The following is a 24,752-nucleotide window of genomic DNA, read 5'->3' on the forward strand; positions in this document are numbered from 1 at the left end:
TGGAGGAAAACGGAAAGAGAGAGGAAGAAAACAAACCGTTCCGTTCAGCTCGTTCACAAAAGTTCAAACAGACGGACGATTCCTGTGATAAAATGCAAAAGCCGGGTAGTCATGGGAGGGTCTGCCGTTGAAGATCAAATTCACAATCACACATTGGATGGTGGCCGGCTCCGCGGTTTCCCTCTTCATCCTGGACCTGTGGGTGGAAAACGGCTCCGGCGCCGTATATTCCCGGTATTACCTGGACCGGATACTGGAATACGACTTTCCGCTGATCGTCACCTTTCTCCTCGTGATTTTCTGCATCCTGATCGCCCGGCTGCGGGGGGAAGTTTACAAGGCGATCCTGGCGGACAAAGCGAGAACGTTCATGGAGCTGTACGACGACCTGAACGAGTTGCAATGGAGAAGCTCCATGGAAAAGGCGCTGGCCAAATTTACCCTGAACGAACCCCATGTGCTTGCGTCCCAATTGTACAAATACAACGTAAAGCACTACTATAAACGCGTGAAAGTCCAGGCAAACCATATCACGGCCCACGTTTCGGAAGGCTTCGAACTGAACGCGCTGGTCCAGATCATCTACGAGATCGAAAAGGATCTCTACCTCCGATTTGTGCGGGCCAAAAGGGAGATGGACCGGAATGTGCCGGAGCCGCTTCTCTCCCTGATCGGGGAAATCTATCACGAGATCAAAGAGCAGGGGGAGCGGGATGAAGTCAACGATCGCCTCGCCGTCCGGTACGCTTTTCTGGTGATGGGGGTCAACCTGCTGGAGAACAAACTGAACATCGACGTCTCCTTCCCTCTGGACGAAGCGCTGGAGAGGAAAGTGAACGAACAGAAACGGACCGGGATCCTGCGGGGAATCCTGCTGGATGAAGAAATCTACACCTTTGAGCACAAAGGAACCAGCCGCAAACGGGGACGCCTCTACCTCACCCGAACCACGAAGATTAAAGGAACCCCATACATCTTTCTTTTGACCCTCAACCCCGATCTTCTGAGTGAAGAGGATGAATTCGGCGAACTGGAGCGCATTCAACAAAAGTTTGCAAAACATATACAACGGGCCTTCGGAATGTCATATAATAGATCATGAACAGATCCAGATGAAAAGGAGTCCGATCTGCTTGAAAAAATCCTCTCACCCGGTGTCCGGCCTGAATGAGCAAAGGGTGATCGACAGCCTGAGGCAGTTGGGATTTACCGTTGAGAAAGACGGATCGAAAAAAGCGGATCAACACCGGTTTTTTTCCGCCGTGATCGGAAAAACCGAAGAACGTCTCACTCTGGAATAAGGGAACCCCGGGTGCCGCCGCCCGGGGTTCTCTTATTCCAGGCTGGCGGATCGTACTTTGCCACGCTTCGCTGGCCATCCGGCAAGGAAATAATGACTGTCCCCTCTGAGTCTTCCCGGTCGGGCGGGGGCAAAGCCGTTTGGAAGCTTTCACAAGGAAGCATATTGCCCCTGAACGCCCTCCCTCCAGCTTCTCCACTGGGGAGGGATGGCAATGGACGCTTATGCAAAAAACGATCCCTACCAGCAACAAACGATGGGATCATGAACAGTTTCTGACTCTTATTGCCTGCCCCACACGTACCCGTCGTTGATATCGGGGGGCTTCATGCGTCTCTTTAAGCCTCTTCCCTCCTTTCATTATTCCCATGAGAAAAGCCCCCGAGAGGGGGCTCTTTCACAATGATCCGAATCCCTCCGCCTCCAACCGTTCGGCGACTGCCGCCACGCCGGAAAGTCCCCGGATGTCCTCGGGCTGGAGGGGGATCCGGATCTTGGGGAGATCGGCAAACCGTTTCCCGATTTCCTCCAGGTAGACCTTCTCCCTCTCTTTCCGCCGGGCCAGAAAGGCTCCGTCCGCCTCATCGGGCAGAACGCGGTTGACGATCACCCCCCCGACCGGAACGCCGTATTTTTTCAGAAGGTCCATCGCCTTGGCCGATTCCAGGATGGAGAGGCGCTCCGGGTTGAGGACGAAGTGGAAGGAGGTGACATCGGGGTTGAGAAGCCGCTCCCGGGCAGAGGCGAACCGGTTTTTTCGCCGCTCCAGCAGTTCATGAACCCGGTCTTTGGGATCTTCCGACACCCCGGCCACGTTGTGGAGCATCCGATGGAGTTCCCGGGTCTTCTCCCGACGGGCGAGCATTCCCTCCACCCAGACCCCCATCAATTCGGGGAGGGACAAGAGACGGAGAGTGTGGCCCGTCGGTGCGGTGTCGAAGACGATCCGGTCATACTCCGACTCCGCCGACAGGATGATGGAGACCATGTCATCGAAGAGAGCCGCCTCGTCCGCTCCGGGGGAGTCAGCGGCGAAATCCATCTGCCGTTCCACTTCCTGCCACAGCCCCGGGGCAGCCAGCCCCTTCAGGTTGCCCTTCACTTCCTCCAAGTAACGCCGGGAGGCTTGCGCCGGGTCGATCTCCCGTACCCAGAGGTTCTCCGCTGCCCCGACGGGATCCGAACCGGCCTTCACTTCGAGCAAATCCCCCACCGAATGGGCCGGGTCGGTGGAAACCAACAGTGTTTTATGCCCCCGCCGGGCCAAAGCCACCGCGTAGGAAGCTGAACAGGTGGTTTTGCCCACCCCGCCTTTGCCGCCGAAAAAGGCGATCTTTTCCCCTTTGGATCCACCCCGTTTGATCTCTTTCTTCTTTCCAAACAGCGTCAGCAGCATTTGAACCCGTCCAGAGGCGATTTTTCCATCCCCATCCGTTGATGCCATTCATGAAAGTCTTCCAGCATGAAGGGCATCAGCTCCAGGGTATAGTAGGAGACCGGGTTGGGGATCCCCAGCATTTCCGAAAAAGCGAGGAGTTTGAAAACATCCTCCTCGTTCCGGATCTCCTTCAGCATGGTGCGGCGGTAAGGGGCAAAATACATTTCCTCATAGAAGTGTTTGATCTTTTCCCACAGTTCGCTGGCTTTCTCCCGGTCCAAAGCCAATGGCGACCCCTCCTTCCAAATGTGAATGAAAAGGAAACCGCGTGTGACGGTTTCCTCTGGGTTTTCACTTCACCCGGTCACGCCTGGGCACCGGGCCCACGGATCCCCTGGCTGCGCTGCCGGAAGTAGGCGGCGACCCCCTCGAAGATCAGCCAGACGTTGAGAGCGAGGATCAGGATCCCCACCACCACCAGCAGCAATTTGCCTTGATCCACATATCCCATGATACTCTCCAACATGCTCCAAGTGGTCATGGTCACGACGAAGAACAACGGGATCAGGGAGACGAGGTAGTTGCGTCCCCATTTCCACAGCATCAGGGTGACGACAATCAGAGAGAGGCCGGCGGTCAGCTGGTTGGTCGTTCCGAACAGCGGCCAAAGGACCATTCCGCCTGCGCCCGGGTTGGCGGGATCGGCGAGGAAGGCCAGGGCCACACAGGAGAGAAAGGCAATCACGGTGCTGGTGTTGATGTTCTTCAGTGCACCGACGTTATACTGCTCCCCGATTTCCGAAAGGATGAAGCGTTGCAGCCGCATGGAGGTGTCCAGCGTGGTGGCCGCGAAGGCGACGATCATGATGGAGATGAAGGTGGTCCCGACCACGGCGGGAATCCCGAGACTGGCGAGAAAATTTCCCGCCCCGGTAACGAAGGCCCCCACCCCGCCGGTGCTGGCGGACTCCCAGGAAGCGTAATGCTCGGACCATTTGTCGATGGAAGCAAACCCGGCGGCGGTGGCCATCACGGCCATCAAGGCCAGCAAACCTTCTCCCATGGCGCCAAAATAACCGACAAACCGGGCGTCCGTCTCCTTATCCAGCTGTTTGGAGGAAGTCCCGGAACTCACCAGCCCGTGGAAGCCGGAGATGGCCCCGCAGGCGATGGTGACGAAGAGCAGCGGCACCAGGTTGGGCGTTCCTGCCGGAACCTCGCTGTTGAAGAAGGGGGCGTTGAATTCCGGACCGGTGATGAACAGGCCGAGATAAAGGACCCCCAGCCCCAAAAACAGCATGTGGGAGTTGATGTAGTCCCGGGGCTGAAGCAAGAGCCACACCGGCAGCCGGGAGGCGATGGCTCCGTACAAGAGCATCACGATCACCCAGAAGCCGGTCAAAGGCATCCCGGCAACGGTCTCCGGCAGCTGAACGGGATTGCCGGCGCCGACAAAGATGAAAGCGAACAGGAGCAACAGGCCGATGATCGACGGCCAGAAAAGTCCCATCCCCCGTTTGTACACGAGGAACCCGATGATCATGGCGACCGGCAATTGCAGCCAGTACGGCAACACGCTTTCCGGGAACCCGGTGAAGAGGTTGGCGATCACAACCGCGAACACCGCGTTCACCAACAGCAACAGGAAGAAGATGATCAAGAGGAACAGACCTTTGGCCCGGGGACCGATCACGGAGTGGGTGATCACCCCGACGGATTTTCCTTTATTCCGGACGGAAGCCCACAAGGTCCCGAAATCGTGCATACCGGCGAAGAAGATGGTTCCCAGAACCACCCACAACAGCGCCGGACCCCAGCCCCAGATCACCGCAATGGCCGGCCCGACGATCGGGGCGGCTCCGGCCACGGAGCTGAAGTGGTGTCCCCAAAGAACGAACTTGTTGGTGGGCAGATGGTCCACCCCGTCCCGGAATTCATGGGCCGGTGTCCGATAGTTCGGGTCAAGCCGGAATACTCTTTCTGCTAAATATTTTGAATAAAGACGGTAACCAAAAAAGAACAAAATCAACGAACCGAGTGTCATCAGAACCGGTTGGCTCATGAGTATCTCCCCCTTTTTTTGAACGAAACCGATTACATTCCACCTATAAGGAATAGGCAAAATAATGAATCTGTTTTTGTTTAGTTTAAAGGAAAAATGCCTTTCCGTCCATCGGTCCCGGCCGGTTCCCATCAAAAGGAAACCCGCCCTGAGGGCGCGTTTCTTTTGCCGGCTATCTTTTCTTTGTTCCTATCGCGCGGGCCGGACTTCCACCTTGCCTCCGTTTTTCCGGTAGCACAGTTCTTGTCCGGGCCCCATCCACCAACGGACTTCTTCGTCGTGAAAGGGGTCGGCTCCGTCATCCGGGGACCCGGCGGCGTTCCCCTTCGTCATGTCGGCACCCGGATCTTCATTCATCGCCCGCATGGCAATCTCTGTCATCTGCCGGTAACAGTCCCGCACCCGACCCACCAGTTCGTCCATCAACGCCTGGTCGATACTGGTGAGCTGATATTGCCGGCGATTTTCCTGTTGTTGCATCTCCCTCACTCCTCACACCGTGATCATCCGTATGCTTTGCTCGAACGTTGGGTTTTATCCAGGAGGAAACGGGATCCGGGGAAGAATTGTCCCGTTTTCTCCATATATTCCCCGGAGACAACGGTGTAAAGTAAAGGTACCTTTCCCGGAAGAGGGATGCCTGATCCCGCTTCTGACCAGAATGGAGTAACGAGGTATTGGATAAGGACGGTGAGTTCCATGACACGCTGGAAATTCGGGGCGCTGGCCCTGGCAATCGGAACCTCCCTGCTGTTTTCCGGCTGCAACGCGGGAAGCGGGGACGGAAAAAAGGAAGGCAGCCTGTTGAATGCCCAACACATCCACGGACTGTCCCACTCCACCGACGGAAAAAAACTGATCGCCGCCACCCATGACGGCCTTCACCGATACCAAAACGGAAAATGGACCGGCCCCGTCGGGGAGCCCCATGACCTGATGGGATTTTCCTACACCAAAAAAGGGATCTTCGCCAGCGGCCATCCGGCGGAAGGCTCCGACCTGCCCGACCCCCTCGGCCTGATCCGGAGTGACGACGGCGGAAACACCTGGAAGCCGGTCAAGTTCCAGGGGGAATCGGATTTCCACTACATGAGCGCCGGTTTTGAAAGCGGAGCGATCTACGTCTGGAACGAGCATCCCAACAAAGAAATGAAAACCGGACTGTATGTCTCGCGGGATCAGGGCGGGAAATGGTTCCGGGTCTCCTCCAGGGGGTTGGAAGGAAAACTGATCACGCTGGCTGCCCACCCGACGGCGACCGAAGCTTTGGCCGTCGGCACGGACAACGGAGTTTACCGGAAGCCGGGCAAGAATCAAGCCTTCGAAAAAATTCTGGGCGGCCTTCAAGCCACCGCCCTGCTCCACGATCGGACAGACCCGTCGGTCCTTTGGGTGGGGGGCCACACCGGTCAACCGATTCTTTACAAGCTGGATTCCAAAACCAAAAAAAAAGAAGAAATCCCCCTTCCTTTTTCCGATACCGATGACGCGATCCAATTCATCGCCCAGAGTTCCACCGATCCAAACCGCCTCGCCATCGCCACCTTCAAGGGCCACATCTTCACCAGTTCCGACGGCGGCAAGAAATGGGAAGCCATCGGTAAGGGAAAAGCAGAGGAACATTCCCACTGAAAAAGCCGGGAGAATCACTCCCGGCTTTTTCGTGCCCGAATCACCCCATTCACTCTTATTTCGTATCCCGGACAATCACCTTGACTGGATTTTTTTCTGACTTGTTTAGGCTCGATTTTTCATTGTAGAAGCCATATTCCACGACAATATTACCCCAACGTGGTTCAGCTTCCAGTGATGATTCCCCCGTTGGGATGGAGAACCTGGCCGGTCATGTAGCACGAGTCATCGGAAGCGAGGTAGACGTAAGAGGGTGCGATCTCAAAGGGCTGACCCGCCCGCTTCATTGGTACATTCGTGCCGAAGACACTTACTTCTTCCGGTCTGAAGGTGGAGACGGTGAGTGGCGTCCAGATCGGACCGGGGGCGACGGCGTTAACCCGGATCCCCTTTTCCACCAAGGAAAGGGCGAGAGAGCGGGTGAGGGTGACGATCGCCCCTTTGGTCGAAGAGTAGTCGATCAAAACTCTACTTCCCTCGTAGGCGGTTACTGAAGTGGTGTTGATGATGGTGCTTCCGGGTTTCAGATGGGGAAGGGCAGCTTTGGTCAGGTAAACGAAAGAGTAGAGATTGGTACGGAAAGTGAGGTCCAGCTGATCTGCCGTGATGTCCAGGATGGACTTTTGGGCAATCTGAACTGCGTGATTATTGACGAGTATGTCAATCTTACCAAAGGTGTCCAGAGCCTGCTGGACGATTTTAGCGGAGTGCGACTCTTGTTTCAGGTCACCAGGGATCAACAGGCAACGCCTTCCCAACTGGAGGATACGTTCCTGAGTTTCCTTAGCATCCCGATGTTCATCGAGATAAGAAAGGACGAGATCCGCCCCCTCCTTGGCGAAGGCGTAAGCCACTGCCCGGCCAATACCACTGTCCCCACCGGTGATGACCGCCGTCCGGTCGTGAAGCTTACCGCTGCCCCTGTAGCTGGGGTTTTCGCTGATGGGCCGGGGATGCATCAGATATTCCAGGCCAGGCTGCCGGTCCTGGCTTTGGGGCGGAAAGGCCACCGGCCGTTCCATGCACTCCGTCTTGCGACCGTAATAGGGGTAAACTGGATAATAATCAGAGTTCATGATGAACCTCCATGAAAATGAACTGGGCATTATACCCTATTCTGAATAGGTGAAATGGGAATCGGCGTTACGAAGATAAAAAAGTCGCAAAACCCGTACCTGGATGCCGGACTTTGCGATATTGATCAGCAGAGTGTTCCAGGATGCTTTTAGCGCCATCATCTTCATCCATTCCGGCAGGGGGTATGCAAGGAGTCCCCCTGGAAATCCGTCCAGCCGGTCAAACAGGGGCGGCGGGCTCCCCGATGGTTGGACCGCAAAGAGCGGGCACTTCTCCGTCAGGTGCAGAAAGAACGGAATCCGCGGGACATCGCAATCGCTCTTTACTCCTGCATGTGGGGCTCCAGGTTATTGAAACAAGATTACACGTTCAAGAAAACGCCGTTCCCGTTGGGTCTCATTTGCTGTTGCGGATCCGTTTCGGATCGCAGTCGGGTTTCCCTTTTTCCGTGAGCAGGGGACTCACCCCCGTGTCGGTCACCAGATACTTGCAGCCGGTGCGGTGATCGGTATAGACATCCACGATCCACGGCAGATCCTTCTCCACTTCCGCCTCAAACCGCGCACCCTCTTTCCCGCATTCCTCCAGCCCGCAGCCGAAGATCTTTTCTTCATCCTTGAAAAAAGATTTGACAAATCCTTTCACCGGACGTAATATAATACCAACCATCCCGATATGAATTTATATGTTACCCGGTGAGACCCGTCCCCCGGTCGGGCCTCACCGGTTCTTTACGTTGATGTGTCGCCGATTCGACTGTTTTATCAAAGGAGGTTTTACTGTTGACTCTCAGTCTTCTCGTTTCCGCTGTTCTGATCAGCTTTCTCCTCTTCCTCAGGCGGAAAAAAGTCAGCTTCGGCATCCGGGTGATGACCGCCATGTTCCTGGGGGTGGCCGTCGGAGCGGCCCTGGGGAAAGAAGCCGAAGTGGTCGGCATCCTCGGAGACGCCTTCGTCAACCTGATCAAAATGCTGGTCATTCCACTGGTGGTGACGGCAATCCTCTCCAGCATCACCACCATCAAAGACCCGGCTCAACTCCGGAAGATCGGACTGAAAACGATCGGTCTGTTCCTCCTGACCGCCGTCATCGCCAGTTCCATCGGTATATTGGTGGGGAATGCCTTCCATGTGGGAGCCGGGATGGATTTCAACGTGAAAGACCCCGGGGAGGCACGGGAAATCCCCCCGGTCACCGAAGTCTTACTAAACATGGTCCCGGATAACCCCGTCGCCGAAGCCGCCGAAGGACAGATTCTGCCCGTGATCTTTTTCGCCATGCTGATCGGCATCGCCATCACCATCGAATCCCGGCGCAATCCGGAATCCGTCGAACCGGTGAAACGGTTGATCGAGTCCTTTTCCAAGGTGATGTTCCGGGTCACCAAGATGATCCTGAAGCTGACCCCTTACGGCGTTTACGGCTTGATGGTCCGGGTGGCCGCCGAGCACGGGCTCTCCACTCTGCTTCCGCTGATGGAAGTGGTCGTGGCCGTTTATCTCGCCTGCCTGATCCACCTGGTCATCACCTACGGCAGCCTGGTCAGCTTTGTCGCCAAAGTGAACCCGGTCCGGTTCCTGAAAAAAATCTGGCCGGTGATGGTGGTCGCCTTCTCCACCCGGAGCAGCTACGGCACCCTCCCCGTCACCCTGAAGACCCTGACCAACCGGGTGAAGGTGTCCGAAAAGATTTCCAGCTTCGTCGCCCCTCTGGGCGCCACCATGAACATGGACGCCTGCGGCGGGCTTTATCCCGCAGTCGTGGCGGTCTTCGTGGCAAACGTCTTTAACCTGGATTTAGGTGCGACCGATTACCTGCTCCTGGTCACCACCGCCGCTCTGGCTTCCATCGGTACCGCCGGCGTCCCCGGTACCGCCTCCATCATGACCACGGTGGTTCTGACCAGCATGGGGCTTCCCCTGGAAGGAATGGCGATGGTCCTCGGGATTGACGCCCTCCTCGACATGGGCCGCACGGCTGTCAACGTAACCGGTGACACCGTTGCCTCCCTCGTCATTGCTGACTCCGAAGGGGAATTCGACCGCGACTCCTTCAACAGCGACGAGGCGGCAGATGAATTGGAACTGAACGAGGCAGTATAAGGTTTCTGAACAAACCGACCTCCCCTTTCAGGAGGTCGGTTTTTCATTCCAATCCCATTAAATGATGCCAATATTTTGATAATAACAGGAGCGAAAAAGGATTCACCCGCGGAACCGTCCCGGGTTGTTTATGGACTTCACCGCCGGGAAAACATGCAACTTATGCGGGACAATAGGAGTTAATGAAGACAGAAGAGCGGCCCATCAACAATCATCGATACCATAAAAGGAGGGTAAATATGCTGACCCGGGAAGAGAAGTTGGATCGTTTTGCCCGGCTTCTTACCGTTTGGCACACAAAATACGACGACGGGACCAACATCGACATCATCGCCTACGACATCGTTTACATGACCGCCGCCCAGGGTTGGAGTGTGGAGGAGGGAATTCAATGGGGCCTGGAAAACTCTCAGGTGATTGAGAAAGACGGAAGGCCGCTCCGGATCTTGACCCGTCAAGCGGGGATCCAGGCCTGGCGGGCTTTCAACCAAGTGCAGCACGGCAATCCCGACCGAAAACTCATCTGCCAGGAATGCAGCCGGGAAATAAAAGACAAACCCCATGAAATGCTGAACGGCCACCGACCGGTCTGTTCAAAAAGTTGTGTGAAGGATTTTCCGTGGCTGAAGGCACCCTCCGGTTGAAGATTGAGATTGGCACCACCATACATAAACCGGGACCGTCTTCGGACGGTCCCGGTTTATGTTTCCCCGAATCCCTTTTGCATCTGCACAAAGCTGGGGAGCCTGTAGCCTTCCTTCCCCGCTTGGTTGGTCTCCCCCTTCTCCCGGTCCTGTTTCAACCGGTTCACAATGGAGCTCCGGATCTCATGTTCCCTCCGCTCCTCCTCACCCTGTTCCCAATAACGCTGCAACCGGTCCTGTGCCTGGTTGAAGAGGTGGTGGAGGTCATTCCGGCAGGAAGCAAAAGCCGGGTCCGCCTGTTCCATCTCCTCCATATATTCCTTGCACTGGGTCAACACCCGGTGGATCTCCCGCGCCATTTCCGTCACTTCCCGGGAAGGACGGGCCTCCCGTCCCTGCCCCCTCTCCGGACTGCCGCCGTTCGGGGGGCCGACTCTCCGGTACAGGGAATGCATATTCCGGTTCACTTCATTGGTCTTCATCTGGATGTTTCGGATCTCGTAGCTGTAAGCCGGCAACTCCATTTGTAACGCCTCAAGCTCCTGCAACAAACCCGTTACATACTGCTCCATCTTCCGAAACCGGTTTTCCACCGTATCCGCCATTTTATCAACTCCTGCGAATTCAGGCGGTAACTTGAAAGTCACCGCCTTGTTGCCGATCGGAATCAAACGATGATCCCATCGGAAGAAAAATCTACCTTATCTGCAGTATATACGTTTTGTCGGACCGGGAGCAATACAAAAGTCCCGGGAGGTACCACACCTTCATCTCAAAAACCGAAGTCTCCCAGTCTGATGGGCAATCGATTCATCGGTTCCATGGATCAGGGCAGAGGGCCGACACCCCGGTTCGCCTCAGTCTGAGACGATGGGCCGAGACAAAGGTCGGACCTCTTACCGAAGTCAAAAAAAGCGGTCTCCATTACAATAAAAAGAAAGAACGAAGGGGAGATATCATGCGATATAAACGACGCTGTATGATGGTAACGGCTTATGCTCCGACAGACCTGAAACTGAAGGAGGCCAATGCGCTCTTTAATCAATACATTGCCAACCGGGAGCGTGGTCATTGCGTTTTTCACGATCATTTCCTCCATCAACCGGGTGGGGTGGCGTTTTTCGAGGTGAGTCGTGAGGAACAGGAAAAAAAGGTGAAGAACGCTGCGGAATTGCCGGGGTGGAGGTTGGAGATTCAACCGCTGATCCATTCCCGGTCGGCGGCGGGTTTTGTTGCCCAACTCCATTACACCAGTGAAAACTATTTTGACATTCCTCTCTCTTCCCTGACGGAACGAATCGACAGGGCGAAAATGGAAAACCGCAGTCCGTTTCAGGCTTAATCCATTCTTCCATGAAGAGGGGACATCGGCTGGGCATGAGAAAACCGGGAAGGAACCTCGAAAGAAGAAACCCCTCCGGTTATCCGAAGGGGATCTTCATCACTCCGCCCACCGGGTCCACCGCACGTCGGGATAGCGGTTGATGCGAACCACCCCCCCTTTCAGCTCCGGTTGGATGAGGTTGTTCTGGGTGTAGTAGTAGACCGGAATGAAGGGGAGTTCTTCCATCAGGATGTCCTCGGCCCGGTGGAGGAGATTCATGCGCTTTTCTTCGTTTTGCTCCCCTTTGGCTTTCGCCATCAGGCGGTCGTACTCCTGGTTCACCCACCCGGTCTGGTTATTGGGGGAATCGCCCAGGTAATAGTCCAGGATCACCACCGGGTCGACGAAAATCCCGATCCAGCCCATCCGGGCCATCTGGTAATCCCGCTGGGAAACGGTGTCGAGATAGACCTTCCATTCCCGGTTGGACAGTTTCACGTCCACATTCAAATTCTTCTTCAACATGGCCTGGACGGCTTGGGCGATGGCCTTGTGGTTCTCATCGGTATTATAACTCAGGGTGACCTTGGGGAGCTCCTTCCACCCTTCCTCTTTCATCCCTTCTTTCAGCAGCTTCCGGGCTTCGGCCACATCCTGTTTCACATAGGAAGTGGTTTTTTCCTCCCGGAAATCTTCCCCGCCGGGGGTTTCATAGCCGTGGGGAACAAAGGCGCCCGCCGGTTTTTCCCCGCCGCGGGAAACATTTTTCACGATGGATTGCCGGTCGATGGCCAGGTTGAATGCCTTGCGGATCTTTTTATTGTTGAAGGGCTTTTTGTCCACATTCAGCATGAACATATAGGTGCCGAAGTAAGGGGTCGTCTTCAGATTCCCCTTCCCCTTCTCCTTTTCCAGGAGTTCCGCTGGCAGATCAGTGACGATGTCCAGTTCTTTTGCTTGAAACATTTGGTACGCGGTTTCGGAACTGTCCACCATCTTCCACCGGATCCGGTCCATGGTGATCTCGTTCTTCCCGTGGTAGCGAGGGTTTTTCACCGCCGTCAACTCTTCGTCGTGCTTCCACTCCGTCAACCGGTAAGCGCCGTTGCTGAGGAGGGTGTCCGGGTTGCCGGCCCATTTTTCGGGATGTTTCTTCACTTGGTCGACGGGAACAGGAAAATACACCCAGAAGGTAAGCAACTCTTTAAAATAAGCGACCGGCTTTTCCAGAGTGACGACCAGTGTGCGGTCGTCCTTGGCCTCCACCCCCACATCACCGGCGGAACCTTCTCCTTTGTTATACGCTTCCGCCCCCTTCAAATAGTAAAGGTAGAAGGCGAACTGGCTGCCGGTCTCCGGGCTGAGAACGCGTTTCCAGGCATACTCGAAGTCCTCTGCCGTAACCGGACTGCCGTCGGACCACTTGGCGTCTTTCCTCAAGGTGAAGGTATACGTCTTTTTGTCCCCGGAAACTTCCACCTCCGACGCCATCCCTTTTACCACGTTCCCCTTTTGGTCCTTCGTGTAGAGCCCTTCAAAGAGATGTTCCAGCACCCAGCCCGAGGTGGTGTCCGTGGCCAGGGCCGGATCCAGGGAGGGGGGTTCCGTCTGTGCGTTCAGGGTGATTTCCTGCTGTCCATCCGCCGACGATTCCCTTCCGCAGGCAGAAAGAATCGGCAGCAGGATCAGTAACGTTGCCACCATCATCAGGAGGTTTCGTCTCATATCCTTTCTCCTCTCAATGGTTTTTTCGTCCTGTCACCCTTTTGGGATCAGGCATTCACATCACCGAGCACGCCACGGGTGGCCGCCATCCCGATGATGAGGCAGGCCCACATTTCTTTGTAGGCGGTAACGCTATCCTCAGCGGTGAACCGGACCGTTTTGGGCCCGACCCGCTCCACTCCCGGGATCGTGGTGGTCATCAGGGCCTGGTTGGTCCCGTGAAAATCGATCTCGTAAGTGACCGCTCCTTCCAGGATATGGGGTCGGATCCGCCCCCGCCCCCTTACGGCCTCTTCCGCCTTCCGCCGGATCTGCTCCCGCGCTTTCACCGGCGGGAGAAGGCGGGCGGCCAACCGGTCCACGCCCCTTTTGACCTGAACGGTATGTATGTCGGGGGACCATTCCCGGACTTCCTCCACGAGGGCTTCATCCCCGGTGACGAGGAGGACGGGAACGTTGTAGAACCCGACCACTCCGGCGTTCAGCTCCGCCTCCCCCACGGCCCGTCCGTTCACACGGATCTCGGCCACGCATCCTCCGGCCAGGGTGTGATTGATCACTGCCCGCTCATTTCCCCCTTCCCGTCCGTGGTACCCCACGAGAAAAACCCCGTCAAAGGATCCGTCGATTCCTTCCATCTGGCACATGATCCGGTTGTTCCCGGAGATCAGCTCCGCCCGGGAATCCAGTTCCTCGATCAGGATATTGGACATGTTGCCGTGCCCGTCGCAAACCACGACCTCCGTCGCGCCGCCGGCAAAAGCCCCTTCCACCGCCGCATTGACATCGGCCGTCATCAGCCGCCGGAAACGCTGGTACTCGCTGTCCTTCTTCAGTTGCATGTTGGTCGCCACTCCGGAAATGCCTTCCATATCCGCGGAAATATAGATTTTCACAAATCACTCACTCCAGCCAGAAAACTCTTTTTGTCTGTTTATTATTTTGCGATCAACCCATAAAAACCTTCTAATATTAAATATTTTGTTGTATGATGAAACGGGGACTGAAAAGCAAAAAAGCACTGCCTTCCCCAAGACAGTGCTTCCAGTGCCAAAGAGGAACTATCATCCAGCCTTCCATTTCCACAACAAACAAGGGAGAATGACTCATGACGGAAGCCGCGGTTCATGGAATCCTTCTTGCCTTCGGACTCATCCTTCCTCTGGGGGCCCAGAATGTTTTTGTATTTAACCAGGGCGCTTCCCAACCCACACTCCTTCGTGCGGTCCCTGTCATCCTGACCGCCGCGCTGTGTGACACTCTGCTGATCGTCCTGGCGGTTTTGGGCGTGTCTCTGGTCCTCCTTACCTTCCCATGGCTGAAGTTGACCCTGTTCGGGGCAGGGTTCCTGTTTCTTTTGTACATGGGGTGGACGGTCTGGAAAAGTGCCGCCTCTCCCTCCCCGAGCCAGGATGGCGGACCCTTGACCGCCAAACGTCAGATCGCATTCGCCCTGTCGGTCTCCTTGCTGAACCCTCATGCGATTTTGGATACGGTCGGCGTGATCGGCACCAATTCCCTTCAATACGACTCCCCCGAAAAATGGGTGTTCACCGGCGCCTGTGCGGCCGTCTCCTGGCTGTGGTTTTTGGGTCTGGCGGTGACGGGAAGAGTGATCGGACGGACGGATACCAAGGGGAACGTGCTTCAGGCAGTGAACCGTCTGTCCGCGTTGATCATATGGGGCGTCGCGGTTTATATCGCTTTCGGCTTTGTTCAGGAAGCAATGTGAAGGGGCGGTGGCATCCAACCGTTAACCCTGCGACGCCTCTTCCCGTGGCGGTTCTTGCCACGGACCCGGTCCCGTCATCCCCATCGTCCCTTGTTTCGCCCTTCGCAAATGCGATTCGGCGTCATCCTGCCAACGGATGATGGTTTCAATAAAGGGTTTGTACGAAGCGGGAGCCGCCTCCCTCATCACAGACAAACCGGAACGAACACCGCGGTCCTGCTGTCCGGCCTTTTGGATGCAGGCGACCAACGTTTGCACGATGGAGGTTGCACGCTCCCCATGGAGCAATCTTTGCGCGGATCCGACTGCCGTCACGCGGTGGTAGGAAGCCGGAACAAGATGGGAATGCATCTCCGGGTTTCCTTTTAATTCTCTCGTTTCGGGAATGTGAAACAACTGCGTGCTCATGGAACAAACCATCTGTTCACCGTACAAACTCCGGTTGAGCTCCACCGTCACGAAATACCACCTATTGTTTTGACTTAACAAGGAAAACACCTTCCCGGGGATTTTGGGTAAATCGCCTGCCATATCCTATGTCCGGTCACACCGTTTGACACCCGACTGACCCGGCAGATGGGCCCTCTTCTTGTCGGACAGAACCGGGAGCTGACACTCGGATGCCGTTCCGGATGGAAATCCAAATTCCAGCAGGGATTCGGACTTGGAAAGGATAAACCTTACATATGTTCCTTTTCCGCGGGAATGAATCCATAAAATGGAAACGGAGGAAAAACACCCGACATGACCACCGATAGAAGACCGATCGACATCCGGCGGTATATGGAGATCCGCTCGGCTTACGGCCCGTCCTTTGCCCACGACGATCGGGGGATGTTCTTTCTGTCCACGATCACCGGCACGGCCCAGGTTTGGAGGTTGGATCCGGACACCTCCTGGCCAAGGCAGGTGACCTTTTTCCCCGACCGGGTGATGGGAAATTCCGCCTCCCCTGCGGGAGACCGTATTCTGGTCAGCACGGACCGGGGAGGAAACGAGCGGTCCCAGCTCCTCCTGATGGACGGAGAAGGCCTGGATATGAAGGATGTCTCCCGGGACCCGGAACACATCTATACCTTCGGCGCCTGGTCCCCGGATGGAACATGCTTTACATACGCTTCCAACCGAAGGAACGGGAAAGACTTCGACGTCTATCTTCACGATCTGGAGACGGGAAGTCACCGGCTCCTGCATCAGAGCGATCACACCCATTACGCCGGCCGGTTCAGCCCGGACGGAAGAATGATTCTCTTCTCCCGTGTCCACACCAACATGGACAATGACCTGTACCTCCTGGACCTCAACACCAAAAAAGCGAGGCTCCTCACCCCCCACATGGGAGAGGCCCGCTTCACCTCGGCCCGCTTTTCCCCCGATGGCGGCTCGTTGTACCTCCTCTCCAACAAAGAGAGTGAATTTACCCGGGTGGCGCGGGTGAATCTGCAAACCGGGAGCTGGAAGTGGCTGACGGAAGACCGGTGGGATGCGGAAACCCTGACCCTCTCCCCGGACGGGCGGTATCTCGCCTTCAGTCTGAATGAAGGGGGCATCTCCCGGCTGCGCATCCTTCACTGCGAACGGTCGGAGTTCCTGGACCTTCCCAACCTCCCGGAAGGAGTGATCCTGGATGCAACTTGGAACCGCCGGGGCACCGCATTGGCCTTCACCCTGACCAGCCCCCGTCACGGAACGGAAATCTGGCAACTTAGCGAAGGGGGGCGAAAACGAAAGCGACTCACCTACGCGTCCATCTCCGGCGTTCCACAGGAAACCTTTGTCTCACCGGAGCCGGTCACCTGTCCGTCTTTTGACGGCTTGAAGATTCCGGCTTTTTATTACCGTCCCTCCGGGAGGCAGGGTTCCCATCCCGTCCTCATATGGGTGCACGGAGGCCCGGAGTCCCAAAGCCGGAACGGCTTCAACCCGTTGATCCAGTATTTCCTTCACCGGGGGATGGCCGTCTTCGTCCCCAATGTCCGGGGAAGCTCCGGATACGGGCGGACGTATGTGCACCTGGATGACGTTCGCAAACGGATGGATTCCGTGGCGGATCTGGCTTGGTGCGTCGAATGGCTGAAGAAGCAGGGGGATGTACAGGAGGACGCCATCGCCGTGATGGGGGGAAGTTACGGCGGCTTCATGGTGCTGGCGGGCCTCACCCACTATCCCGACCTCTGGGCGGCGGGGGTGGACATCGTGGGGATTGCCAACCTGCGGACCTTCATCCGGAACACCGGTTCCTACCGCCGCCATCTCAGGGAATCGGAGTACGGGACGATCGGGGAAGACGGCGAGTTTTTCGATCAAATCTCCCCCATCCACCATGTGGACCGGATCCGGGCGCCCCTTTTCGTCGTCCACGGGGCTAACGATCCCCGCGTCCCCGTGACGGAGGCGGAACAGATCGTCGACGCCCTTCGCAAGCGAAACCGTCCGGTGGAATACCTTCGCTTCGAGGACGAAGGCCACGGACTGTCCAAACTGGAAAACCGGGTCCATGCTTACGGCGAAATCGCAACCTTTCTGGAGAAGTGGCTGCTGAAGAACGGCGATGAAACTTCGGCTTGATATAAATAAACAGGGCTGCTCAGCAGCCCTAAAAGCGTTGTGAAAAAGTGAGCGGCCGCTCCGGTTTATCAACGCTTCCCTTCTTCTGAGCCTGATCATCCATCACAACGCTTTCTAAAGAGAACGGTTAAATGTCCGAGGAGACATCCATTCCCTCTCCTTCAACAACTTCTCCACCACATGACGTCCGATTTCCAGTGAGGCGGTTGCGGCAGGGGACGGGGCATTCAGAACGTGAACGGAACGGATGCCCCGCTCGATTCGGAAGTCGTCCAGCAGTTTGCCGTTCTTCCACAGGGCTTGTGCCCGAACTCCGGCCGGAGCGGGTTCCAAATCCCCGGATTCGATCTCCGGAATGTACTTTTGCACGTGATGCAAGAAAAATCTTTTTGACCAGGAACGGGCCATTTCCTTCATCCCTTCACCCAAGTGAGCCCTGGCTATTTTCCAGAAAGCAGGATGGGTAAAGATATCCCAGGCATCTTTCAAAGAGACGTCCGATTTCCGGTAACCCTCCCGCTTCAGACTGAGAACCGCATTGGGACCCACATGAATGTCCCCATCCATCATCCGGGTGAAGTGAACACCGAGAAAAGGAAAGGCCGGATCAGGGACGGGATAGATGAGATGTTGGACCAAATGCTTTTTCTCCTGTTTCAAGTGATAGTACTCCCCCCGGAAGGGAACGATTTTGAGGTCTGTTTTCACCCCCGCCTTGGCCGCCACCCGATCGCTGAACAAGCCGGCACAGTTGACCAACCAACGGGCGGAAATTTTCCCTGTTGAGGTCTTCAAGTCCACCCGGTCCGGGTATTCGTGTAACTCCGTCACGCGGGTTCCGAGACGAACTTCCCCGCCCCTTTCCCGAATGCGGTCGGCCAAGGAGTCGGCCACCCGCCTGAAATCGACAATCCCCGTGTCCGGAACCCGGATCCCCGCCACTGCCCGAACATGGGGCTCCACCTCCCGGATTTGCTCCGGTTCCCACATTTCCGGCGCCAGCCCGTTTTCCAACCCTCTCCGATAAAGGGCCTCCAACCGGGGAAGTTCCTCTTCCTCCACCGCCACAATCAATTTCCCGCAGATCTCATATGGAATCCCGTGTTCCATACAGTAGCGAACCAACCGTTCTTTTCCCCGTCGGGCGAAGCGGGCCTTCAAACTTCCGGGCCGATAATAGATTCCGGAGTGAATGACCCCACTGTTCCTCCCGGTCTGATGCCGGGCCAATTCCGCCTCTTTTTCCAGCACGAGGATTTGAGCTGAAGGCCGTTTTTCCATCAGGTGCATCGCCACAGAGAGACCGACGATTCCTCCCCCGATGATGACACAATCGATCAATCGAATCACCTCCAAACCGATCATCGTGCATTGTCATCAGATCGTGTGAACGGTTTCAGAAATTTTGTTGATCAAAAGTGGACAAAAGAAGGTTGCTGATAACGAATAATATAGATAATCCTTCTTTTATTTCAGACCATTCGAACCGGAGGTGGCCATTATGGCCATCAGTGGTCTTTTCTTCCTGACCGCCCGTTCACTGGGTTCTCCCGTCCGGGTGATGATGTTTGACCGGACGGGGAATATCATCCGTGATCACCTCAGAGGGTCCCTTTTCCTTCATCACGTCTGAGTCATTTCAAGCCGCTGTTTTTCGTCTCCGCCTGCGTCGGATCAGCCCCACCGTGAGGATGATCAGGAGAAGGATCACCCCCAGACCGATGAGGGCCCAGGTGACGGGGTTGGGTACCTTCAGTTGGAAGAAAACCGGATTGTTCTGACCCGGTTTCAGGTGCCAGGTCATGGTTCTCCCATCCCCGGACACGGAGTCGGCATTGTGTTTCTCCGCCTTCAGGGGCAGGGTCAGTTTCAGATTCAGCTCGGCCGCATCGAGAAAGGCCTGCTCCAACTGGTTGGCGGTTTGGATGGATCGCAGATCCACATTTGTGCGGAAACGGATGAGGCAGGTAAACGTCCGGGCGTCCACTTTCACCGGACCCTGTTCTTGATCTCCGGGGAGAGGGCCGATGGACGCGGATGGATCCTTCGGCGTGAATTCCCTCTTCAGATCCTGGCCCGGAGGATCTTCGGCAATGTTCTCCACCTTTTTGACCGCCAACCAACCCCTTCGGCTGCCCTCCCGGATTTTCTTCACCCGATACCCGGCATTCTCAATGCGCTGTTGGAGCGGTCCCAGCTCCCTTCCCAACAACGGGTGCGTCAGCATCTTCAGCCGATACTCCCCGGAACCGTCCCAGTGGACAATGACATGCATATCGGCGTCGACACACCCCCCGATGAGAACAGACAAAGAAATCAAAATCAGAAGGAAGCCGGTTTTCTTTTTCCACCGGTTCAAGAAATCCCCTCCCAATGAAACAACCTTTATCATGGTTCTTACCCTCTACGGCACAGTGGGATAACCGGAGCAGTGGGAAAAAAAACGGACGGCAGCCGAAAGCCGGTAAGGGAGAGAGACATCATTCGAAAGAGAAACGGGAGGAATGATTCCTCCCGTTTCGGTTTGACCATGGAAACTTTAATTCCATCCCCTCTCATATTGCGGCGGGACGGGAAGAGCCGCCTCCTGGTGAACCTGACGGGATGCCCGAAGGGGCCAGTAGGGATCCCGCAACATCTCCCGGGCCAGCAGCACGAGATCCGCCCTCCCGTTTCGGATGATCTCGTCGGCCTGCATTCCCTGAGTGATCAGACCCACGGCAGCCGTGGCAATCCCGGCCGAGCAACGGATGGTTTCCGCAAAGGGAACCTGGTAGCCCGCTCCCACCGGAATGGGGGCCTTGAGGGTGTTTCCTCCGGAACTGCAGTCGATCAGATCAACCCCCTCTTCCTTCAGTCGTTTGGCCAGGTCAACGGAATCTTCGAGGGTCCACCCCCCTTTCACCCAGTCGGAACAGGAAAGTCGGACAGTGAAGGGCAGCTCTTCCGGCCATTCTTTCCGCATGAGCCGGGCCGTTTCGACCAAAAAGCGAATCCGGTTCTCAAAATTGCCTCCATAACGGTCGGTTCGTTGGTTGGACAGCGGTGAGTAGAAACTGTGAGCCAGGTAACCATGGGCTCCGTGAAGCTCCATCCATTCAAACCCCGCTTCCCGGGCCCTTGCCGTGGCCAACCGGAAGGCTTCCTGGATTTCCGCAATCTCCCCGGAACTCAGCTCCCTGGGGGTGCGGTGATCCTCAGAAAAGGGCGTGCTGCTTGGCCCGACTACTTCCCATCCCCCGTCCTCGTCGGAAACCGCAATCCCGGACACCTTTTGTTTCCAGGGGCTGTATGTAGAAGCTTTCCGTCCGGCATGGGCCAGCTGGATCCCGGGTACGGCCCCCTGTTTCCGAATAAAGTCGGTGATCCGGCGGAAGGGCGGGATATGTTCTTCCTTGTAGATCCCCAAATCTTCGGGAGATATCCGTCCCCGAGCCTCCACGGCCGTCGCTTCGGCGATCACCAGACCGGCCCCGCCGACGGCCCGGGAACCCAGGTGCACCAGGTGCCAATCATTGGGGGTTCCGTCCTCGGCACTGTACTGACACATCGGCGAAACCCCGATCCGGTTGCGCAGCGTAATTCCTTTCATCGAGAGGGTGGAAAACAAATGCGGGCTCATTTCTCATTCACTCCTTATTTCGACGATCGAAATATTGGTTTGATTATATCTCTTTCTTCTTAAATCGTCTACTTCGAAAGATCCTCCCACTGATCGATGTATATTTTGTCCATTAAGAGTGAAAACTTTTCCGGGTCAAGAAACCATACGCTGAAGTGAGTTCAGGTTGTTTTTTCAACTTCCTTATTTACAACCATCACTTCTTCATCCGCGTAAACATATTGAATATGTCGTTTCCCCCAATGACAAAGCGAATTTAAAACCGGTTCCAGGGTTCGTCCGTATTCAGTCAGGGAATACTCCACTTTTGGCGGTATTTGGCTGTGGACTTTCCTGAGGATCACGCTGTCTTTTTCAAGTTCCCTCAGTTGCTGGGTCAACATCTTTTGCGTAATGCCAGGCACCAGTCGCTTCAATTCGCTCGTTCGCTTGGGTCCCTTGGTCAGATGGTACAAAAGGATCGCCTTCCATTTTCCTCCAATGACTTCAAGGGCGGCTTCAATCTCACAATTATATTGTTTCATGTTGATGAACTCTCCCTCTCATTATTCCGGTTACTTTTTGGTTACTACAGTACTGAAAAGTACGTACTTTCATTCCAGGTATCTATGAATCATAATAGCACTTGTGAGGGCTTGCAGCCATTAGGCCCTGTCAACTGGTCGCAATTCTTTTTCATTATCGGAAGAAAGAAGATGAAAGTATGCCCAAAGAAACATCCGTAAATCCTAATGCTAAATCAATCAGTGACATTCCATATTCAGTTCTTGATCTTTCCCCGATTGTCAAAGGCGGCACTCCCGCTGATTCCTTGCGAAACACGCTGGATCTGGCCCGACATGCCGAAAACTGGGGTTATGCCCGCTATTGGCTGGCCGAACACCATAATATGCCGGGCATCGCCAGTTCAGCGACTTCGGTTGTGATCGGCCGTGTGGCGGCAGCGACTTCAAAAATCCGGGTGGGCTCCGGCGGAATCATGCTCCCCAATCATGCCCCCCTGGTAATAGCCGAACAGTTTGGGACATTGGAATCGCTGTTTCCCGGCCGGATCGATCTCGGTCTTGGCCGCGCCCCGGGAACGGATCAGCTCACCGCACGGGCCCTGCGACGGGAAAGCCGAAGCAGCGGACAGAATTTCCCCGAGCAATTGGCGGAGCTTCAGAGCTATTTTAATCCGTCTCCAACGGGGAAAAACCGTGTTCGGGCGATCCCCGGCGAGGGGCTGAGAATTCCCATCTGGTTATTGGGCTCAAGCGACTTCAGCGCCAGGTTGGCCGGCCAACTTGGACTGCCATTTGCCTTCGCCAGCCATTTCTCACCTGAATACACACTTCAGGCCCTGGAAGCATACCGCGGCCACTTCCGTCCTTCCGACGTTTTGGATCAGCCGTATGCAATGGTCGGAGTCAACGTCATTGCAGCGGATCAGGAGGAAGAAGCCCGCTGGCTGGCAACCTCGATGCAGCAGCTGTTTTTAGGCCTGGTCCGTAATCAGCCTGATCAGTTGCAACCACCGGTGGAAAACATGGATGAACTCTGGAATGAGTACGAAAAAGCAGCCGTTCAAAGGCAAACGGCCTCCTCCATTATCGGGGATCCCGAGACGGTCCGAGAAGGACTGCAACTATTCTTGACTGAAACCCGGGCGGATGAAATCATGATCAATGCCCAGATTTACGACCACCAGGCACGTCTCCGCTCTTTTGAACTCGTGTCTGAGATCATCAAAGAAAACCGCTGACCGAGGGATGGGTGGACTAGCGGCAGCATTCACCCAAAGCCGCTCCGCTGGGCAGGACAGCAAAGTCGCTGTGTTGGGTAAACGCTTCCCCTTTCTCGAAACCAACATTAATTCACAACGCTTCTAGTTTCCGGACCGCTTTGAGTGGTTAGGGTTGCACAATATGAAAAGGGGTGTGCGATGTGAAAGTTGTCGTGATCGGTGCAAACGGAAAAATCGGAAGACACCTTGTTCAGTTGTTGAGTCAACGCGATCACCAAGTGAGGGCCGTGATCCGCGATGACGCGCAGAAGCCGAAAATGGAAGAATTGGGTGCCGATGAGGTGGTGGTGGCCGATTTGGAGAAAAAAATCGACCATGCCGTAGCAGGATGCGATGCCATCGTCTTTACTGCCGGTTCCGGAAGCCATACCGGGGCGGATAAAACCATGCTGGTTGACTTGGACGGGGCTTTCAAAACGATTGATGCCGGAGTGGCCCACGGCGTTGAACGTTTCCTCATGGTCAGCTCGATGATGGCCGACCGACCGGAGCAAGGTACGGAGCGAATCCGGCACTATTTTGTGGCCAAGGGTCGGGCGGACGAACGGCTGAGGGACAGCGGACTGAATTACACCATCGTTCGTCCGGGGAGATTGACGGATGAACCGGCGAAGGGAACGGTTTCGATCCAAGAGAATCATGAAACCTTCGGAGAAATTCCCCGTGCAGACGTGGCCGCAACGATTGTGGAATCCCTTCAATCAGAAAATACATACCGGCGTTCCTTCGATCTGTTAACAGGGGACGTCCCCATCGAAGAGGCGCTGAAAACTCTCTGATTGCAGGCAATCAAGGCTGTCGAGACCCGATCGGCAGCCTTTTTACATAAAAAACCATGACAATATGTTCAAAGGGAAGTCGGAGGTTGCCGGCGAACTCTGTCAAGGGGTACAAACCATAATCAGATCATATCATTTAATAACCGGCGGGGAGGGAGTCAGATGAAAAACGGACCGACGACACATCGGGGGATCAGCCGTGTCTGGGATGTAGTAACGAGACCCGGAGAAGGGCCTCATATCCGTGTCGGACAGGTATTGAAACCGGGACATTGGAAAGAGTTCGATCCTTTCTTGATGATGGCAGAAGATTGGTTTCAACAGGGAACGTTCCCTTTTCATCCTCATCGCGGCATCGAGACCGTCACTTTTATCATTGAAGGCAGGCTGCGACATGAAGACAACCATGGCGGCGTCGGAATACTGGAGCCCGGGGATGTGCAGTGGATGACAGCAGGTAAGGGGATCATCCATTCGGAAGATCCTCTGCCCGGGGAAACCGTACATAGCTTACAGCTCTGGGTGAATCTTCCCCGGTCCAAAAAAATGACAGAACCCCGATATCAGGATCTTCGGTCTTCCAAAATGCCCGTACGACACGAACCGGGGGCTCTGATCCGGGTTTTTTCCGGGTCGTCAGACGGTATCTCAGCCAAAACTCTCAATCATGTGCCTGTCACTTATGTGGAAATGGTGCTGGAAGCAGGTGCAACGGTCACCCAAGACCTGCCCGGCAGCTATAACGGATTTATTTATGTACTTGAGGGAAACGGCCATTTCGGTATAAATGAAACGCGTGGTGGACAACGTCAGGTCCTGTGGTTGGAGTCCTCTCATGCAGATGCTGAAAGCAAAATCACCATCCGTGCGGATCAACCGTTGCGAGCCCTCCTTGTTGCCGGAGAACCGATCGGTGAACCGGTAGTCGCCGGTGGTCCTTTCGTGATGAATACAGAAGAAGAAATCAAGCAAGCCTTTGAAGATTACCGATCGGGTAAATTCGGCCCTGTGTAATGGATTT

General features: G+C 55.5%; 26 protein-coding genes. 12 read left to right on the forward strand and 14 right to left on the reverse strand.

Annotated features, from left to right (window positions below; genetic code table 11):
- Positions 1-127 precede the first annotated feature (127 nt).
- Both C8P63_RS05765 and C8P63_RS18980 read left to right on the forward strand, forming a co-directional pair.
- Positions 128-1,102, forward strand: a complete 975-nt coding sequence (locus tag C8P63_RS05765; protein WP_108022398.1) for a hypothetical protein — start codon at positions 128-130, stop codon at positions 1,100-1,102.
- 31 nt (positions 1,103-1,133) lie between these two features.
- Positions 1,134-1,301, forward strand: coding sequence for a hypothetical protein (locus tag C8P63_RS18980; protein ID WP_170109517.1), 168 nt, complete (start codon positions 1,134-1,136; stop codon positions 1,299-1,301).
- Between the two features lie 396 nt (positions 1,302-1,697).
- On the opposite strand, the gene C8P63_RS05770 is transcribed toward C8P63_RS18980, so the two are convergent.
- The 4 genes from C8P63_RS05770 to C8P63_RS05785 all read right to left on the reverse strand — a co-directional run bounded on the left by C8P63_RS05770 (position 1,698) and on the right by C8P63_RS05785 (position 5,220).
- Positions 1,698-2,696, reverse strand: a complete 999-nt coding sequence (locus C8P63_RS05770; protein WP_108022399.1) for an ArsA family ATPase — start codon at positions 2,694-2,696, stop codon at positions 1,698-1,700.
- Entirely contained in the window at positions 2,687-2,902 is a 216-nt protein-coding gene (locus tag C8P63_RS05775) for a cory-CC-star protein (RefSeq protein WP_108022504.1), read from the reverse strand. The genes C8P63_RS05770 and C8P63_RS05775 overlap by 10 nt, the downstream gene beginning before the upstream one ends.
- Before the next feature lie 140 nt (positions 2,903-3,042).
- Positions 3,043-4,740: a carbon starvation CstA family protein gene (locus tag C8P63_RS05780; protein ID WP_108022400.1), complete on the reverse strand. Its 1,698-nt coding sequence runs from the start codon at positions 4,738-4,740 to the stop codon at positions 3,043-3,045.
- Positions 4,741-4,929: 189 nt separating this feature from the next.
- Entirely contained in the window at positions 4,930-5,220 is a 291-nt protein-coding gene (locus C8P63_RS05785; protein ID WP_108022401.1) for a hypothetical protein, read from the reverse strand.
- Between the two features lie 219 nt (positions 5,221-5,439).
- Between C8P63_RS05785 and C8P63_RS05790 the strand changes: the two genes are divergently transcribed.
- Positions 5,440-6,372 (forward strand): F510_1955 family glycosylhydrolase, encoded by a 933-nt coding sequence (locus C8P63_RS05790; protein ID WP_108022402.1) that lies wholly within the window; start codon positions 5,440-5,442, stop codon positions 6,370-6,372.
- 164 nt (positions 6,373-6,536) lie between these two features.
- Here the strand turns inward: C8P63_RS05790 and C8P63_RS05795 are convergent, their stop codons facing one another.
- Together C8P63_RS05795 and C8P63_RS18750 are read right to left on the reverse strand one after the other, a co-directional pair.
- Complete coding sequence (locus C8P63_RS05795) at positions 6,537-7,448, reverse strand: SDR family oxidoreductase (RefSeq protein ID WP_108022403.1); 912 nt, start codon at positions 7,446-7,448, stop codon at positions 6,537-6,539.
- 397 nt (positions 7,449-7,845) lie between these two features.
- The gene (locus C8P63_RS18750; RefSeq protein WP_146172121.1) at positions 7,846-8,094 is read right to left on the reverse strand and encodes a DUF6440 family protein; all 249 of its coding nucleotides are present in this window, start codon (positions 8,092-8,094) and stop codon (positions 7,846-7,848) included.
- Positions 8,095-8,231: 137 nt separating this feature from the next.
- Between C8P63_RS18750 and C8P63_RS05805 the strand changes: the two genes are divergently transcribed.
- Positions 8,232-9,551: a dicarboxylate/amino acid:cation symporter gene (locus C8P63_RS05805; protein ID WP_108022404.1), complete on the forward strand. Its 1,320-nt coding sequence runs from the start codon at positions 8,232-8,234 to the stop codon at positions 9,549-9,551.
- A 239-nt stretch (positions 9,552-9,790) separates the two neighbouring features.
- A complete protein-coding gene (locus tag C8P63_RS05810) occupies positions 9,791-10,195 on the forward strand; it encodes a hypothetical protein (RefSeq protein WP_108022405.1) in 405 nt (134 codons plus the stop codon).
- 56 nt (positions 10,196-10,251) lie between these two features.
- Here the strand turns inward: C8P63_RS05810 and C8P63_RS05815 are convergent, their stop codons facing one another.
- Positions 10,252-10,800: a hypothetical protein gene (locus C8P63_RS05815; protein ID WP_108022406.1), complete on the reverse strand. Its 549-nt coding sequence runs from the start codon at positions 10,798-10,800 to the stop codon at positions 10,252-10,254.
- A gap of 353 nt (positions 10,801-11,153) precedes the next feature.
- Here C8P63_RS05815 and C8P63_RS18755 point away from each other — a divergent pair, with 353 nt between their 5' ends.
- A complete protein-coding gene (locus C8P63_RS18755) occupies positions 11,154-11,537 on the forward strand; it encodes a hypothetical protein (protein ID WP_146172122.1) in 384 nt (127 codons plus the stop codon).
- 99 nt (positions 11,538-11,636) lie between these two features.
- Here the strand turns inward: C8P63_RS18755 and C8P63_RS05825 are convergent, their stop codons facing one another.
- Together C8P63_RS05825 and C8P63_RS05830 are read right to left on the reverse strand one after the other, a co-directional pair.
- Positions 11,637-13,244, reverse strand: a complete 1,608-nt coding sequence (locus C8P63_RS05825) for a peptide ABC transporter substrate-binding protein (protein WP_108022408.1) — start codon at positions 13,242-13,244, stop codon at positions 11,637-11,639.
- A 47-nt stretch (positions 13,245-13,291) separates the two neighbouring features.
- Positions 13,292-14,140 carry a M55 family metallopeptidase gene (locus tag C8P63_RS05830; protein ID WP_108022409.1) on the reverse strand — a complete coding sequence of 283 codons (849 nt, stop codon included), beginning with the start codon at positions 14,138-14,140 and terminating at the stop codon, positions 13,292-13,294.
- A gap of 212 nt (positions 14,141-14,352) precedes the next feature.
- On the opposite strand from C8P63_RS05830, the gene C8P63_RS05835 reads away from it, so the two are divergent.
- Entirely contained in the window at positions 14,353-14,976 is a 624-nt protein-coding gene (locus tag C8P63_RS05835) for a LysE/ArgO family amino acid transporter (RefSeq protein ID WP_108022410.1), read from the forward strand.
- A 21-nt stretch (positions 14,977-14,997) separates the two neighbouring features.
- Here C8P63_RS05835 and C8P63_RS05840 read toward each other — a convergent pair whose 3' ends face one another.
- Complete coding sequence (locus tag C8P63_RS05840) at positions 14,998-15,435, reverse strand: hypothetical protein (protein WP_108022411.1); 438 nt, start codon at positions 15,433-15,435, stop codon at positions 14,998-15,000.
- A gap of 285 nt (positions 15,436-15,720) precedes the next feature.
- On the opposite strand from C8P63_RS05840, the gene C8P63_RS05845 reads away from it, so the two are divergent.
- Positions 15,721-17,544: a S9 family peptidase gene (locus C8P63_RS05845; protein ID WP_211308249.1), complete on the forward strand. Its 1,824-nt coding sequence runs from the start codon at positions 15,721-15,723 to the stop codon at positions 17,542-17,544.
- Between the two features lie 114 nt (positions 17,545-17,658).
- On the opposite strand, the gene lhgO is transcribed toward C8P63_RS05845, so the two are convergent.
- Entirely contained in the window at positions 17,659-18,885 is a 1,227-nt protein-coding gene (lhgO, locus tag C8P63_RS05850) for an L-2-hydroxyglutarate oxidase (protein WP_108022412.1), read from the reverse strand.
- 160 nt (positions 18,886-19,045) lie between these two features.
- Between lhgO and C8P63_RS19735 the strand changes: the two genes are divergently transcribed.
- Positions 19,046-19,177 carry a hypothetical protein gene (locus tag C8P63_RS19735; protein ID WP_281258686.1) on the forward strand — a complete coding sequence of 44 codons (132 nt, stop codon included), beginning with the start codon at positions 19,046-19,048 and terminating at the stop codon, positions 19,175-19,177.
- A 6-nt stretch (positions 19,178-19,183) separates the two neighbouring features.
- On the opposite strand, the gene C8P63_RS05855 is transcribed toward C8P63_RS19735, so the two are convergent.
- The 3 genes from C8P63_RS05855 to C8P63_RS05865 all read right to left on the reverse strand — a co-directional run bounded on the left by C8P63_RS05855 (position 19,184) and on the right by C8P63_RS05865 (position 21,690).
- Positions 19,184-19,903 carry a DUF3153 domain-containing protein gene (locus C8P63_RS05855; RefSeq protein ID WP_245920721.1) on the reverse strand — a complete coding sequence of 240 codons (720 nt, stop codon included), beginning with the start codon at positions 19,901-19,903 and terminating at the stop codon, positions 19,184-19,186.
- Between the two features lie 180 nt (positions 19,904-20,083).
- Complete coding sequence (locus tag C8P63_RS05860) at positions 20,084-21,166, reverse strand: NADH:flavin oxidoreductase/NADH oxidase (protein WP_108022414.1); 1,083 nt, start codon at positions 21,164-21,166, stop codon at positions 20,084-20,086.
- A gap of 161 nt (positions 21,167-21,327) precedes the next feature.
- Entirely contained in the window at positions 21,328-21,690 is a 363-nt protein-coding gene (locus C8P63_RS05865; protein ID WP_108022415.1) for a winged helix-turn-helix transcriptional regulator, read from the reverse strand.
- Positions 21,691-21,869: 179 nt separating this feature from the next.
- On the opposite strand from C8P63_RS05865, the gene C8P63_RS05870 reads away from it, so the two are divergent.
- The 3 genes from C8P63_RS05870 (at position 21,870) to C8P63_RS05880 (ending at position 24,745) form a co-directional block, all read left to right on the forward strand.
- Positions 21,870-22,910: an LLM class flavin-dependent oxidoreductase gene (locus C8P63_RS05870; RefSeq protein ID WP_108022416.1), complete on the forward strand. Its 1,041-nt coding sequence runs from the start codon at positions 21,870-21,872 to the stop codon at positions 22,908-22,910.
- A gap of 182 nt (positions 22,911-23,092) precedes the next feature.
- Positions 23,093-23,731: an SDR family oxidoreductase gene (locus C8P63_RS05875; protein ID WP_108022417.1), complete on the forward strand. Its 639-nt coding sequence runs from the start codon at positions 23,093-23,095 to the stop codon at positions 23,729-23,731.
- Positions 23,732-23,893: 162 nt separating this feature from the next.
- Positions 23,894-24,745, forward strand: coding sequence for a pirin family protein (locus C8P63_RS05880; RefSeq protein WP_108022418.1), 852 nt, complete (start codon positions 23,894-23,896; stop codon positions 24,743-24,745).
- Positions 24,746-24,752 lie beyond the last annotated feature (7 nt).

The organism is Melghirimyces profundicolus (assembly GCF_003054245.1).
Classification (GTDB): Bacteria; Bacillota; Bacilli; order Thermoactinomycetales; family DSM-45169; genus Melghirimyces; species Melghirimyces profundicolus.